The organism is Hoeflea algicola, assembly GCF_026619415.1.
Taxonomy (GTDB): Bacteria; Pseudomonadota; Alphaproteobacteria; order Rhizobiales; family Rhizobiaceae; genus Hoeflea; species Hoeflea algicola.
Window position 1 is genome coordinate 1,578,190 of record NZ_JAOVZR010000001.1, and the last position, 13,769, is coordinate 1,591,958.

General features: G+C 61.4%; 15 protein-coding genes. 9 read left to right on the plus strand and 6 right to left on the minus strand.

Annotation, left to right across the window (positions count from 1 at the left end):
• Positions 1-59 precede the first annotated feature (59 nt).
• From OEG84_RS07750 to OEG84_RS07785, 8 genes are all read left to right on the plus strand, one after another.
• The gene (locus OEG84_RS07750; protein WP_267653210.1) at positions 60-506 is read left to right on the plus strand and encodes an NUDIX hydrolase; all 447 of its coding nucleotides are present in this window, start codon (positions 60-62) and stop codon (positions 504-506) included.
• Between the two features lie 85 nt (positions 507-591).
• Complete coding sequence (locus OEG84_RS07755) at positions 592-1,617, plus strand: DUF3179 domain-containing protein (protein ID WP_267653211.1); 1,026 nt, start codon at positions 592-594, stop codon at positions 1,615-1,617.
• 56 nt (positions 1,618-1,673) lie between these two features.
• Positions 1,674-2,105, plus strand: a complete 432-nt coding sequence (locus tag OEG84_RS07760) for a TIGR02301 family protein (protein WP_267653212.1) — start codon at positions 1,674-1,676, stop codon at positions 2,103-2,105.
• A 92-nt stretch (positions 2,106-2,197) separates the two neighbouring features.
• Positions 2,198-2,467 (plus strand): hypothetical protein, encoded by a 270-nt coding sequence (locus tag OEG84_RS07765; RefSeq protein ID WP_267653213.1) that lies wholly within the window; start codon positions 2,198-2,200, stop codon positions 2,465-2,467.
• A gap of 858 nt (positions 2,468-3,325) precedes the next feature.
• The gene (ygfZ, locus tag OEG84_RS25585) at positions 3,326-4,177 is read left to right on the plus strand and encodes a CAF17-like 4Fe-4S cluster assembly/insertion protein YgfZ (protein WP_267656121.1); all 852 of its coding nucleotides are present in this window, start codon (positions 3,326-3,328) and stop codon (positions 4,175-4,177) included.
• A 3-nt stretch (positions 4,178-4,180) separates the two neighbouring features.
• Positions 4,181-4,795, plus strand: coding sequence for an HD family hydrolase (locus OEG84_RS07775; protein ID WP_267653214.1), 615 nt, complete (start codon positions 4,181-4,183; stop codon positions 4,793-4,795).
• 3 nt (positions 4,796-4,798) lie between these two features.
• Entirely contained in the window at positions 4,799-5,362 is a 564-nt protein-coding gene (locus OEG84_RS07780) for a tyrosine phosphatase family protein (RefSeq protein ID WP_267653215.1), read from the plus strand.
• A gap of 2 nt (positions 5,363-5,364) precedes the next feature.
• A complete protein-coding gene (locus tag OEG84_RS07785) occupies positions 5,365-6,342 on the plus strand; it encodes an NUDIX hydrolase (protein WP_267653216.1) in 978 nt (325 codons plus the stop codon).
• Between the two features lie 95 nt (positions 6,343-6,437).
• On the opposite strand, the gene OEG84_RS07790 is transcribed toward OEG84_RS07785, so the two are convergent.
• Positions 6,438-7,175 carry an SDR family oxidoreductase gene (locus tag OEG84_RS07790; RefSeq protein WP_267653217.1) on the minus strand — a complete coding sequence of 246 codons (738 nt, stop codon included), beginning with the start codon at positions 7,173-7,175 and terminating at the stop codon, positions 6,438-6,440.
• Between the two features lie 94 nt (positions 7,176-7,269).
• Here OEG84_RS07790 and OEG84_RS07795 point away from each other — a divergent pair, with 94 nt between their 5' ends.
• Complete coding sequence (locus tag OEG84_RS07795) at positions 7,270-8,187, plus strand: AraC family transcriptional regulator (RefSeq protein WP_267653218.1); 918 nt, start codon at positions 7,270-7,272, stop codon at positions 8,185-8,187.
• A gap of 49 nt (positions 8,188-8,236) precedes the next feature.
• On the opposite strand, the gene OEG84_RS07800 is transcribed toward OEG84_RS07795, so the two are convergent.
• The 5 genes from OEG84_RS07800 to OEG84_RS07820 all read right to left on the minus strand — a co-directional run bounded on the left by OEG84_RS07800 (position 8,237) and on the right by OEG84_RS07820 (position 13,696).
• Complete coding sequence (locus OEG84_RS07800; protein ID WP_267653220.1) at positions 8,237-9,133, minus strand: DMT family transporter; 897 nt, start codon at positions 9,131-9,133, stop codon at positions 8,237-8,239.
• 190 nt (positions 9,134-9,323) lie between these two features.
• The gene (nadC, locus tag OEG84_RS07805) at positions 9,324-10,184 is read right to left on the minus strand and encodes a carboxylating nicotinate-nucleotide diphosphorylase (RefSeq protein ID WP_267656122.1); all 861 of its coding nucleotides are present in this window, start codon (positions 10,182-10,184) and stop codon (positions 9,324-9,326) included.
• A gap of 9 nt (positions 10,185-10,193) precedes the next feature.
• Positions 10,194-11,789, minus strand: a complete 1,596-nt coding sequence (locus OEG84_RS07810) for an L-aspartate oxidase (RefSeq protein ID WP_267653221.1) — start codon at positions 11,787-11,789, stop codon at positions 10,194-10,196.
• Between the two features lie 46 nt (positions 11,790-11,835).
• Positions 11,836-12,915: a quinolinate synthase NadA gene (nadA, locus tag OEG84_RS07815; RefSeq protein WP_267653222.1), complete on the minus strand. Its 1,080-nt coding sequence runs from the start codon at positions 12,913-12,915 to the stop codon at positions 11,836-11,838.
• Positions 12,916-13,066: 151 nt separating this feature from the next.
• Entirely contained in the window at positions 13,067-13,696 is a 630-nt protein-coding gene (locus OEG84_RS07820; RefSeq protein ID WP_267653223.1) for a hypothetical protein, read from the minus strand.
• Between the last annotated feature and the right edge of the window lie 73 nt (positions 13,697-13,769).

Consider the following 13,769-nt stretch of genomic DNA (forward strand, 5'->3'; position numbering starts at 1 on the left):
CAGTAAGAAACTTGGCACATTACAATTCGCTGACAATGCGCGTGGAAGGAACCCTAAAAATGGCCGATCAGAATGGTCCAATCTACGACGCACCGGCACTTGCTGTGTCAGTGGCGTTGGAGCGCGAGGGCAAATATCTGCTGGTTCTGCGCGCCAACCCGCCCGCCCAGCACATGTATGCCTTTCCCGGCGGCCGGGTCGATCCGGATGAAAAACTGGAAGACGCCGCCTTACGCGAACTTGCCGAGGAGACCGGGTTGAAGGCAGCCAATCCAAAGCCGTTTGCCAGCTTTGACCTGCCCTCAAGGCGCGCCGACGGCAGCCTGTCCTCGCATTTTCTGCTCACCGTGTTCGTAGCCGAGGACTGTGGCGGTGACGCCAAAGCGCTCGACGACGCCAAGGCCGTGGGTTGGTATAGCCCGGCCGAAATTCGTAATCTGCCGGTGCCCGAAAGCATGCTCACCTGCATCGATATGCTGACAGGGGCAACCCCGCCGAACGGCTAGACTGGTCTGTTTCGTTAGCTAGGACCTCAAGCGAATGTGAGCCGGCTTGATTGGTTTCCGGGCGCTGCAGACGCTACAAAACCACATGAACGGCTTTCACCCCACCCGCCCGGCCAAGGCCGGTATACTGTCGCTGCCGCCAATCTTCGCGATTGCGGCAGTGCTGGTGGCCTCGCTTGCGCTTTCAACGGTTGTGGCGCTCGCCACCCCCGAGCGCTGGCAGCAGGAGGGATGGAAAACCGATTTTTCCCGATCCAGCATCGATTTTGCCAGCATCAAGTCGGGCGGGCCGCCGCGCGATGGCATCCCGCCGATAGACGACCCTGTCTTCCTTCCGGTCAACCAGACCTCTGGCCTTGATGACAAGGAGCCAGTGATGTCGGTGGTGATCGATGGCGCGGCCCGCGCCTACCCGCTGCGGGTGATGATTTGGCACGAGATCGTCAACGACACTATCGCCGGTCGCGCCATAGCGGTGACCTATTGCCCCTTGTGCAACGCTGCCATTGTCTTCGACCGCACCGTTGAAGGAACCGAAACAACCTTTGGCACCACCGGCAAGCTACGCAATTCCGACCTGGTCATGTATGACCGGGAAACCGACAGCTGGTGGCAGCAGTTTACCGGCGAAGCCATCACTGGAGTCCGAACCGGCACCAAGCTTGAGGTGATCCCGTCGCGGCTCGAAGCCTGGGCCAGCTTCCGCGACCGTCACCCCGATGGCGAAGTTCTTACGCCCAGCAATCCCGGCCTGCGCCAATACGGGCGCAATCCCTATGCGGGTTATGACAGTTCCCGCGTCCCGTTCCTTTATAGCGGCCCGATGCCCGAAGGCATCGCCCCGCTATCCTATGTGGTGGTGGTGCGCGAAGGTCCCGAGCCGATCGCCATCTCGCTCGACAGGGTCCGCCGCGATGGCATAATCACGGTCGGCGGCGTCACCATCAGTTGGGTAGCCGGCGTGCGCTCGGCGCTCGATACCGGGACCATCGCCCAGGGCCGCGAGATTGGCAGCATCACCGTGACCCGCAATGGCGAGGATATCGCCCACGAACTGACTTTCGCTTTCGTTGTCAGTGCCTTTCTGCCCCAGACCGCCATTCTCGATTGACACGCGTACCACCGACGGGATTTCATCAATCGAAACCATGGTGTATGGGAACACACATGTTGCGCAGTCTTGCCCAGACCCTGATCCTGCTCGTTTCCATCGTCCTCTCGGGCGGGCCCGTCGCTGTCCACGCCGCCGCAGTCGATGAGGCTGCCGAACCAACGATCGAGGCTGACCAACCGCCACCGCCCTACGAGGCCCGGTTGTTGCGCCTGGCCGAAATTCTCGGTTCGGTCCAGTATCTGCGCAATCTGTGCAATCCCGATGGCGAAACCGCCTGGCGCGAGACCATGCAGGCACTGCTCGACAGCGAAACCGTCGGCGAGGAAGCGCGGCGCGAACACCTCACCGGTGGTTACAATCGCGGTTTCCGTGCCTTTGCCGCAGTTTACACCTCCTGCACCGACGCCGCCCGCCTCGCCGAGGAGCGATACCGTCGCGAAGGAGCAACACTTGTCTCTGAAATAGTCGCGCGGTACGGAAATTGAGTTTTTGTTAACCCTTATCGTCTCGGCCCCGTGCCGAATCCGATCAAGCCGTGCTACGGTGTTAACGACATAGTAAGTAAGAGTTGGCTCGCATGACACAAACCACGCTCCACACCCCTGATGAACTCGACGAGTTGATCGTACAGGAAAAGCTGCAGGTTGCGCTGGAATTGCAGCATGACGCCTGGGCCGAAAGTACGGCCGACGGCATCGAGCCGGAGATCATCGCCGACGCCGCGATGATCATTGCAATTCGCGAAACGGTTCGCGCTCTTGGCGAGGATCAGGCTGAAGCGCTTGTGGAATCTCTGCGTGGGCGAATTCAGGCTGGCGAATTTTCACCCGAGCGTGTTCTGCAGTAAAGGTACCGAATGGGTCAAAAAGCGGTCGACCAGCCAAGGCGCAAGTTCCGATCGGGCGATTCGATTGTCTTGTTTGCACTCGCCCTCGTTCTGTTAACAGGCTTCACCCTGCGGCCGTCCCATGCCCTGAGCGAACTCAAACCGGTCGAGCCGCCGGTTGTTGCGGATGAAACCACCAAGACACCACCACCTCTCGATGAACCACTGACCAATCCTGATGGCGGATTGCCCGATCCGAGCCCGATCATCCGCCAAACCTTGCCCACCCCCGACGGGGTTGCCGCCGAACCCGATGTTGCCGAGCCGGTGGAGGTAATGACCGACCCAACGCTGCTGCCTGAACCGGCCCAGCGCATGCGCCAGCTGATCATCGAGGCTGCGTCCAGCGGCGACCCGGAGAAATTGCGGGCTCTGTTTGGCGTCGGGCCGACCGCCACACAGCTTTTACTGGGCGATATCGACGCCGATCCGGTCGACTATATACGCTCCATCTCCGGCGACGGCGAAGGCCAGGAAATCCTCGCCATCCTTATTGACCTGCTCAATACCGGCTTTGTCCGGGTGGGTGCCGGCGAACCGGACGAAACCTATATCTGGCCCTATTTTGTTGGGCTCACGCTCGATGAACTCACGCCGCCGCAGCGGGTGGATCTATTGCGCATTGTTACCGCCGGCGATGTCGAACAGATGAAGGCCTATGGCGGTTACAGTTTCTACCGAATCGGCATTTCGCCAGACGGCGAGTGGCGTTTTTCCTGGCCGGCGATTAGACCCGCGCCACCGCGCGCCCTTGTCCACCGGTCGGCAAACGCCTACCTATCGACCATCGATAATCTGATTCAGCCGGAGTCTCGCCCAGTGCCAGCCCTCGTTCTCACCGACCGTATAATTGTTCATGTCGACGGCGCCGAGGCCGAGCATTTCCTCCAGAATCTGGTCACGGCCAATATCGAGGCGCTTGAGGCCGGAGATGCACAGCCGGCGGCGCTGCTGACCCCACAGGGCAAGATCCTGTTTGATTTCCTGATATCGCGCGCGCCCGAGAGTGGCTACCAGCTCGATGTCCGCGCCGACAGTGTCGATGATCTGGTCCGCCGCTTGACCCTCTACAAGCTGCGCGCCGCCGTAACTTTCGACAAGCTTGCCGAGACGCCGGTGATCGCCGGCTGGGATAGCCCTGCTCCCGAAGCCGCGCTGCACGATCGCCGCTTTCCCGAACAAGCAGGCGTCTGGCGGCTCTATGGCAGTGGCTCGGTGGTCGACGCCAACCGATCTGACTGGAACACGGTCCGGATCGCCCACGGTGTCGTGGAATCGGGCCTCGATTACGCCTTGTCGGATGCGTTTCCGCATGAGTTGCTGATGGACAAGAACCATGGTGTGGACTTCCGCAAGGGCTGCTATGTCGGCCAGGAAGTGGTCTCGCGCATGCAGCACCGGGGCACTGCCCGCAAGCGGCCGGCAATGGTGACAGCCGAAATCCCGCTGCCTGAAACCGGCACACCGCTACTAGCTGGTGACAAGCCCGTTGGAACCCTTGGAACGGTGGTCGGCACCCAGGCCCTGGCAATCGTGAGAACCGACCGGGTGGCTGACGCGCTTGCCGATTCAACTCCGCTGACTGCCGCTGGCATTCCGGTAAGCCTGACGCTGCCCGAATGGACTGGGCTATCGTTCAAGGCCAGCGATGACAACGCCGTGGACGGCTAATCCATGGCTGGAACCGACAAGGCCGCCCGCGCCTGGCAACGCATGCTTTCAGGCCGCCGGCTTGACCTGCTCGACCCATCCCCGCTTGACGTCGAGATTTCCGACATTGCCCAAGGGCTCGCCAGGGTGGCACGCTGGAACGGCCAGACCCGTGGCGACCATGCTTTCTCCGTCGCTCAGCATTCGCTGGTGGTTGAAGCAATCATCGGCCACCTGACCAGCGCCTCGCCTGAACTGATGCAGCTGGCGTTGCTGCACGACGCGCCCGAATATGTCATCGGCGACATGATATCTCCTTTCAAATCTGTGGTCGGTGGCGGTTACAAGGCGGTCGAGGCGCGGCTTGAAGCTGCGATCCACATTCGTTTCGGATTGCCTCCGGCCTTGCCCAAGACGACCAAGGCGCTGATCAAGCGTGCCGACCGGATTGCCGCCTATTTCGAGGCCACCGAGCTCGCGGGCTTTGCCGATGCCGAGGCGCGCGCCTTTTTCGGCCCGCCGCGCGGCATCAGTCGCGAGATGATCGACGTCGCGCCACGCCCGGCCGCTGAAGCCGAAAAGCTGTTTCTCGATCGTTTTGACGTCATCGAGGCCGCACGCCGGACAGAAAGGGGCTGATCGATGTCCTACCTCGTCGTCTGTCGTCTCAACCAGATCGCCGAGTCGGCAGTTCTGCATCGTGCCCGCGAAATGATCAGCCTGATGGCCGAAAACCAGAGTTTTCATCGCCCCGCGGTGATTGATGCGAACCGACACCTGACATTGGGCGTCAACGACATTTCCGAGGCGCGACAAGGCCTGGTGGCGCCGGCCGAGATCCATGTCGATCGCATTATCCGCTTCGCCCGGGGCTGGGATCGCCGTGCTCCGCTGCTGATTCATTGCTGGATGGGGATTTCCCGGTCGCCAGCCGCCGCGGCAATTGCCGCCCTGGCGGTCGAGCCCGATCAGGATGAAATGGCGCTTGCCGAACGGCTCCGCACCGCCTCCCCGTTTGTCACCCCCAATTCCCGCTTGATCGAGATTGGTGACGAACTGCTCGGCCGCGACGGCAGGCTGGTGCGCGCAATCCGGGCGATCGGCCGGGGCGCCGACACATTTGAGGGCAGCCGCTTCTGCTTCGCCATCAAGCCTGGCGATACGGTGCCCGAGGCTACTCCCGACCGATCGCGGCGCGGGAGTTGAGCATGGAAGCCGATCACATACCGCCGCTGCGCATCGGACTCAATGCGGCAATCGTTGCGGTCGCCGACCGCAGTCCGAGCATCCTCACCGTGCCGGCAACTCCCGGCAGGGGCCCGGCCGACGGGCTGCCTTTCGGCCCGTTCGATCCGGACCGGCACCGCACCTTCGAGGCCAGCCTGCGTGACAGTGTCGAGAGCCAGACCGCGCTGCATCTGGGCTATGTCGAACAACTCTATACCTTTGGCGATCGCGGCCGCCACCGCCGCAACAATGGCGACGGCCCGCACCTCGTTTCCGTGGGTTATCTGGCGCTGACCCGCGCCGACGCCGAAAATCCCGAAGCGCTCTACGCCACCGGTGCGCGCTGGCGCGACTGGTATGATCTGTTTCCGTGGGAAGATTGGCGCGACGGTCGCCCGGCCATGCTCGACGCCATCATTCTCCCACGGCTGCACGACTGGATCGCTGCTGCCGCCAGCGACGCCAAGAAACTCGACCGCATGGCCCGCTCGCGGCTGGCCTTCGGGCTCAATGATTTCCCCTGGGACGAGGAGCGCGTACTCGACCGCTATGAATTACTTTATGAAGCCGGACTGTTGGCCGAAGCCGTCGCCGACCAGCGGGTAAGCGGTACCGGACTGGCCGCGCCACTCGGCTTTGCCATGCGTTTTGATTATCGACGCATCGCCGCCACCGCGGTGCAGCGGCTACGCGCCAAGATCAAGTACCGACCGGTAATCTTCGAGCTGATGCCACCCGCCTTCACCCTGACCGAGTTGCAGGCAACCGTCGAGGCGATTTCAGGCCGGCATCTGCACAAGCAAAACTTCCGCCGGCTGGTGGAGGGCGCCGAACTGGTCGAACCCACCGGTGCGGCAAGTTCGGCCACCGGCGGCCGCCCTGCCGCGCTCTACCGGTTTCGCGCCAAGATCCTCGAAGAACGCCCCGCCCCCGGACTGAGGCTCGGCGGACGGGGATAGAGCGGATGCTTCAATGCTGCCACATACTGCCCGCCATGGTCATCCTGAACGGCGAACCGAAGCGAGCTTCATTCGGCGGCGGTTGCCTTCACATCTCAGCTGCCTTGAGCCATTTCGATGGCATCAGCGCCTGCCGGCATCCGCATCGGCGATGCCGGATCCTTGACTGCGCGCCACACCGCTTGCGCCACGTCCAGCGGCTCGGTGCCGGCGGATGGTCCCATCCCCGCAAAGACATTTCCCACGAAATCCGTATAGGCATCAGGAACATCACCCTGCATCCGCGGCCGGGCATTCTCGGCAAAGCGGGTTGGCGAGCGTCCCGGCTCGACCACGGCGACACGAATATTGAGCGGCTGCAACTCCAGCGCCAGCGATTCTGTAAACGCCGTCACCGCCGCTTTGCTGGCAGTATAGACCGACAACAGTGGCAACGGCTTCAAGGTCACGCTTGAGGTAACATTGACGACCACCCCCGCCTTGCGCGCCCGCATCTGCGGCAACACCGCCTGGATCAATGCAAACGTCCCGAATGTGTTGGTTTCGAAAAGATCGCGGGTAATGGCCATTGGTGTGGTTTCAAAGACACCGAGCATGCCAATGCCGGCGTTGTTGACCAGCGCGTCTATCGGTCCGGCCGCCTCGACAGCGGCCCGGATGCTCTCGGCATCGGTGACATCGAGGCCGAGCACTCGGAGATGGTCGGAACGGGGCAGCAGACTGTTGTCCGGCCTGCGCATCGTGGCAATCACCTTCCAGTCGCGTTCGAGGAAATAACGGGCGGTTTCCAGTCCGAATCCGGACGAACATCCGGTGATGAGAACGGTTTTCATGGCAGTTCCTTTGGTTTGGGCTGACCGAAAGATAGACCGCCGACGTCGGACGAACTATAATCATAAATCCATATTTCATTCGCATGAGTCCGGAATGACCGATCCACTTGCCGAAATTGTCACGCTGCTGCGTCCTAGCGCGCCTTTCTCCAAACTTGTCTGCGGAGCAGGCCAGTGGAGCGTGCGCCGCGAAGAGTACGGACAGCCGTTCTATTGCGTGGCCCTTGAAGGATCCTGCCAGCTTGCCGTTGACGGGCATGAACCGGTGGTGCTCAATGCGGGTGATTTCGTGCTGATCCCCTCGGCCGGGGATTTCACCATGTCGGCCATCGAACCGGCAGCCGCGACAAGCGACATCGACCTCTCAATAGCCTCGCTGCTGAGCGGCGAGATCAGGCACGGCCGGCAGAGCGGACCGCCCGACATAAGGCTGCGGGTAGGCCACTGTGTGTTTGGCTCACCGGATGCGGCGCTGCTGGTGTCGCTGCTGCCGCAACTTATCCACATCCGAGGCGACACAAGGCTGGCCACGCTGGCGCACCTCGTCGGTGACGAATCCCGCGCCATGCGACCTGCGCGTGATGTCATCATGGAACGCCTGCTGGAGGTCCTGCTGATTGAAGCGCTGCGCTCGAACGCACGTACGGCGCTACCGCCGGGGCTGCTGCGCGGGCTGGCGGACGAGCGCCTGATGCTGGCCATCCGCGCTCTGCACGAAAACCCGACGCGGCGCTGGACGGTGGCCGATCTGGCAAAACAGGCCGGCCTGTCACGCTCGGCGTTTTTCGACCGGTTCCAGCGTCTGGTCGGTGTGTCGCCGATGGAATATTTGCTCGCCTGGCGCATGGCATTAGCCAAGAACATGCTGCGCCACCATGAAGGCGGTGTCGGCGAAATCGCCGAGCGGGTCGGCTACGGTTCGGCCAGCGCCTTCAGCGTCGCCTTCACCCGCCATGTAGGCCTGCCGCCCAGCCACTATGCCGAAAAACATCCGGACGTTTCAACAAATTGAGGCCCAAGCGGAAACATCGAAGCTCTCGACCTCAGGTCCACCATGGAATTTATTTGGCGACGCCAACCTGCCTGCCGCGCCAGAAAATGAACAGGCCCGAGAGCACAATCAAACCAGATCCGATCATCATTGCGGAACTCAACTGCTCGCCGAACAACACTATCCCGAGTGCTATTCCAAACAACAGCCGTGAATATCTGAATGGCGTTACCGCTGACACCTCGCCGATACGCATCGCTTTCATCAGGCACGAATAAGCCACTACGCCAGCCACAATCGCGCCCAGTACGTATGGGAAAACCTCGATACCAGGCAGCACAAATGGCTCCGCTTTCCACAGCGAAAACAACACGCCTGCCACGACGATGGACGAGAAACCATACAATCCGAGGATCGTGGTGCTAAGCTCGACAGGCGCGGCGCGGCTGGCTAGGTCCCGCCCCGCAAATCCGAACATTCCCAAAACGGCCAGAAGCGAGAGGATCGAGAAACTGTCCGTTCCGGGCTGAATGATAATCACAACGCCCACCAGACCGACGATGATTGCGGTCCATCTGCGCCAGCCCACTTTCTCGCCAAAAACCACTGCCGCGCCTGCGACCACCACAAGTGGGGTTGCCTGCAGGATAACGGTTGCCGCCGACAAAGGGATCAGCGCAAGGGCGAGCCCGTAAAACAGGCGGCCGGTGATCTCGAAGATCACGCGAATGCACATCGGCCGTGAAACGACTTCAGGAATGAACAAGGGCTCTTTGTTGGCGAGCGCCAACCCCGCAAAGACCAGAGCTCCGCCCAGACCAAAAATGATCAGAACTTCACCGATTGGCACCATCTCGGACGCCGCCTTGATACAGGCGTCCTCAATGGAAAAAATCGCCATCGCCGCAATCATCCAGACGCTGCCAACCAGGTTGGCCTTGCGGTCAGTCGCAATGTGAATTGTCACAGGTATTCCAGTGCTTCATTTCACCTTGGCGAGCACGATCACATCGCCAATCAGTCGTCGTTTTCTGAGGCTTCGATGTGTAAATGGTTTCAATCAAAAAGTGTAGAAGCAATCAGTTGCGGTTCGCTGGCCATTGCTGCGACAGATCACGAAACAGATCCTCGCCATCTCAAGGGCGCCCAAATCAGGCTCAGCTAATCACCATATCCAGCCCGATATCAAGCGTCGGCGCGGCCATGGTGATCTTCGAGGTGGAGATATAGTCGACGCCGGTTTCGGCGATCGCGCTGATGGTGTCGAGCGCGACATTGCCGGACGCTTCGAGCGTGATCCGGCCCGCATTCATCTTTACAGCCTGGCGCAGCAGATCCGGTCCCATATTGTCCAACAGGCAGACATCGGCGCCTTCATTCAGAACCACCTCAAATTGCTCGAGCGTGTCAACCTCGATCTCGATCTTGACCAGATGACCGGCAAAGGCCTTGGCAGCCCTGAGCGCTTCGACGATCCCGCCGGCAACAGCAATATGGTTGTCCTTGATCATGATCGCATCGTCGAGCCCGTAGCGGTGCGAAGAGCCCCCGCCACAGCGTACGGCATATTTCTCCACCGCCCGCAGGCCCGGAATGGTCTTGCGCGTGCAGGTGACCCTGGCCTTGGTGTGGGCGATGGCGTCGGCAAACCGCGCCGTGTGGGTGGCGATGCCCGACAGGTGCATGAGGAAATTGAGCGCCACCCGTTCGGCCGACAGCAATCCGCGCGCCGGTCCTGAAATCCGGGCGATGGCTGTGCCCGGTTCAACCCGCGCGCCATCCTGCACCAACCGCTCGAAGCTGATTGCCGGATCGATCAACCGGAATGCGGCTTCGGCCAATGGCAGGCCGGCGATGACGCCGGTCTCGCGGCTGTTCATCTCGGCCGTGGCCTGCCTGTCCGGGCCGATGGTGGCGCTGGTGGTGATATCGCCGGCACGGCCCAGATCCTCTGTGAGCGCGGCACGCACTTGATCTTCGATCATGATGCCAGGCAGATCCGGCAGGTTCGCTTTCAATGGCATGGTTCAGCCCTCAAGGAGATCGGGAATGATGGCATTCGCCTGGTCCAGCGCCACGATGGTGCGGCGTTTCCAGAAAGGCATTTCTTGCGGGTAGTCCGTGCGAAAATGTCCGCCGCGGCTTTCCAGTCGGTTGAGCGCGCAGACCGCGATCAGCTTTGCGGTGGTGATGACATTGTCAAATCGCACCGAATGGCTCTCGGCTTCGAGCTTGAGAATGGCCCGCAGCGCTTCGCGCATGCCTTCGCCGTCACGCAGAACGCCAAGATGGGCGCTCATGGTCTGGCGCAGCGCCACCATGTTGGGGTGGTCATTCTCGGTCATGTGCTCGTCGGTCGTCACCGACCCCGCCTGCCAGTTCGCCGGCGCATCGCCACGCATTTCGCTCTTCAGCGTTTCGGCTATCCGTGCTGCAAACACCACCGCTTCCAAGAGCGAGTTCGACGCCAGCCGGTTGGCGCCGTGGGCGCCTGTCGAGGTGCACTCGCCACAGGCCCAGAAGCCCGGCAGCGACGACCGCCCGACAATATCGGTCCAGATCCCGCCCATGAAATAATGCGCCGCGGGAATGACCGGGATCAGGTCCTTGGCCGGGTCAATGCCCGCTGCCGTGCAATAGCCGTAGACGGTCGGAAATTCGGCCTCAAAATCATGAATTGCCGTGCGACAATCGAGAAACGCGCCCCTGCCCGCCTTCACCTCGGCAAAAATGCCGCGCGCCACCACATCACGCGGACCCAGTTCGGCATCGGGGTGCAGCGGCAACATGAAGCGCTCACCAGCGGAATTGAGCAGTGTCGCGCCATGGCCGCGCAGTGCTTCGGTCGCCAGTGGCGCCGGATCCTTGCCGATATGGATCGCGGTTGGGTGAAATTGGACGAATTCCATGTCGGCCAGCCGCGCGCCTGCCCGCGCCGCCATGCCGATGCCACCTCCACGGGCTTCGGTCGGATTGGTCGTCACCTCATAAAGATGACCGACACCGCCGGTGGCCATCACCACATGGGTTCCGGTGATGCGGTGCAATTCCTCACCGCTGCCGGCCTTGTCGCGGGCCACTACACCACTGACACGGCCATCTTCGACGATCAGTTCCTCGGCCACATAGCCTTCCAGCACCCGGATCGACGGCGTCTTGCGCACGGCGGCAACCAGCGCCGCCATGATCGCGCGTCCTGCCATGTCGCCCTTCACCCGCACGATCCGGCTTTCCGAGTGCGCGGCCTCGCGGCTGACGGCAAGCTTGCCCTCGAGATCGCGGTCAAACGGCACGCCATATTCGAGCAGATCGTGGATCCGGTCGGCAGCTTCCGCCGCCATCGCTCCGATTACCGCCTCGTCGACGATGCCGTCACCGGCGATGATCGTGTCGGCGATGTGTTTGTCGGTCGTATCGCCGGCCCCCACGGCGGCGGCGATGCCGGCTTGCGCCCAAGCCGAGGAGGCGCCACGGCCGATCGGCGCCGCCGCCAGCACGGTCACCGCCTTTGGCGCCAGTTTGAGCGCACAGAACAGCCCTGCCAGCCCGCCACCGATGATGACAACATCGTCACTCCCGGTACGTGGCTTGGGCACAAAGGCGGCAATCGCTGTCGATGCCATGGCGGGGCTCCCTGCTGGCTCTGGCCTGGCGTTCGTCGCCGCGCCGTCAGTTCTTCAGATTGATCATCCGTTCAACCGCCAGCCGCGCCCGACCAGCAATCGCTGGATCGATCCGTACTTCCTCGGTCATCATCAACAGGCTGTCGAGGATCTTGGGCAGCGTGATACGCTTCATGTGTGGACACAGATTGCAGGGCTTGATGAACTCGACATCGTCGACCTCGCTCTGCACATTCGACGCCATCGAGCATTCCGTCACCAGCAAAACCCGCGCCGGCCGTGTATCCTTGACGTAGTTGATCATGCCGGCGGTAGAACCTGAATAATCACACACCGCGATCACGTCAGGATGACACTCGGGATGGCCGATGATCTCGATCGTCGGATCGGCCTGCTTGTAGGCCAGCAGCTCCTCGGCAGTGAAGCGCTCATGCACTTCGCAATGACCCTTCCAGGTCAAGATTTTCTTCTTGGTCTGCTTGGCGATATTGAGCGCCAGATATTCATCGGGAATGCACAGCACCGTGTCGGAATCGAAGCTTTCGACAATCGCCACGGCGTTCGACGATGTGCAGCAGATGTCGGTCTCGGCCTTCACGTCGGCAGACGTGTTGACATAGGTGACAACCGGCACACCCGGATAGCGCTCCTTGAGCAGCCGAACATCGGCGCCGGTGATCGAATCCGACAGCGAACATCCCGCCTTGGCATCTGGAATCAGCACAGTCTTATCGGGATTGAGCAGTTTCGAGGTCTCGGCCATGAAATGCACGCCGCACTGGACGATGATCTGGGCATCGACCAGCGTCGCCTCCCGCGCCAATTGCAGCGAATCGCCGACAATGTCGGCAACGCAATGATAGATCTCCGGTGTCTGGTAATTATGCGCGAGAATTGCCGCCCCGCGCTCCTTCTTGATCCGATTGATGGCGTGGATATAGGGCGCGTAGACCGGCCATTCGATTTCCGGAATGTGATCGCGTACGCGTTCGTAAAGATGCGCGGTTTCCCGGGCCACGGCGGGCGAATAGCTCAGTTCCGGCCGGTCCAGAACTCCAAATCGCTCGGCTGCGCTGGGCGCCGATTTCATTCTCTGGCCGTTCTCGCCTGTTTCCATCCGGGTCATCGCAAACCCTCCCGTCAATCTCTATTATGCTCACATTGAGCATAATAAGCACCAAAAGAAACCGGCAATGCCGGCAAGCCCTTCACATAAGACGTTGCTGGACCGATTGCAAGCGAACGCAATGTCGCATTATCCGTCGGTCGAGGCTGGTTTATTCGAACAATTTGCTCTTTTCCGCGTCCTCGGCCGGAGCGGCGTCCGGATTCTGGGCCAGCGCGGTTTCCAGCGTATGCTCGACTTGCGCGGCAAATTTTTGCGCCGGATTGATACCCAGCCCGAATGCTTTGGTCACGCCGCCCAACACATGCTCGATACGGATTGCCCCATTGCTTTGTTCGTCGGAGACAAATTTGATCGACAGATGTTCAGCCTCCCCCTCAGCGCCAATCACATCGCCAATCGGCTTGGAAAACAGCCCGACCTTGTTGTCGGTGGCCACCTTGGCCCATTCCGGCGCCTTGCGCAGATAGGCGATGAAATCGCGCGCCTGATCAACTGTCATCATCGCCGCATGGCCGCCGCCCTCGGCGCCATCCTGCGCCGGGATCACAATCGACGCCATCAGCAACAGCCCCCGGTCCTTGTCAGGCAAGGCCGTGCAATAGCTGAACCCGGTCCGCCCGGTCGCCAGATCGGTGAGCTGCGCCGGGTCGCCAAGGATCGCGCCATATGGCGTGATCACGAATTTGGTTTCCGGATCGAAGCTGGCCCGGTCGGGGTCGAATCCGTCCGCCAGAGCCACTGATGTCAGCGCCAGGCCAACCACAATCGCGGCGATCACGCGTCCCACTCCCTGCATCATCCCGGCTCCCCTGCTATAACGGATCTCACGCAAGCATCACTGCCAGACCTGC

Bases quoted from the DNA above. Each gene is read 5' to 3' on its own strand.
- OEG84_RS07795 (WP_267653218.1), top strand. From the start codon at position 7,270: ATGACCGATCCACTTGCCGAAATTGTCACGCTGCTGCGTCCTAGCGCG.
- OEG84_RS07785 (WP_267653216.1), top strand. From the start codon at position 5,365: ATGGAAGCCGATCACATACCGCCGCTGCGCATCGGACTCAATGCGGCA.
- OEG84_RS07755 (WP_267653211.1), top strand. From the start codon at position 592: ATGAACGGCTTTCACCCCACCCGCCCGGCCAAGGCCGGTATACTGTCG.
- OEG84_RS07760 (WP_267653212.1), top strand. From the start codon at position 1,674: ATGTTGCGCAGTCTTGCCCAGACCCTGATCCTGCTCGTTTCCATCGTC.
- OEG84_RS07775 (WP_267653214.1), top strand. From the start codon at position 4,181: ATGGCTGGAACCGACAAGGCCGCCCGCGCCTGGCAACGCATGCTTTCA.
- nadA (WP_267653222.1), bottom strand. From the start codon at position 12,915: ATGACCCGGATGGAAACAGGCGAGAACGGCCAGAGAATGAAATCGGCG.
- OEG84_RS07780 (WP_267653215.1), top strand. From the start codon at position 4,799: ATGTCCTACCTCGTCGTCTGTCGTCTCAACCAGATCGCCGAGTCGGCA.
- OEG84_RS07765 (WP_267653213.1), top strand. From the start codon at position 2,198: ATGACACAAACCACGCTCCACACCCCTGATGAACTCGACGAGTTGATC.
- OEG84_RS07750 (WP_267653210.1), top strand. From the start codon at position 60: ATGGCCGATCAGAATGGTCCAATCTACGACGCACCGGCACTTGCTGTG.
- OEG84_RS07790 (WP_267653217.1), bottom strand. From the start codon at position 7,175: ATGAAAACCGTTCTCATCACCGGATGTTCGTCCGGATTCGGACTGGAA.
- OEG84_RS07810 (WP_267653221.1), bottom strand. From the start codon at position 11,789: ATGGCATCGACAGCGATTGCCGCCTTTGTGCCCAAGCCACGTACCGGG.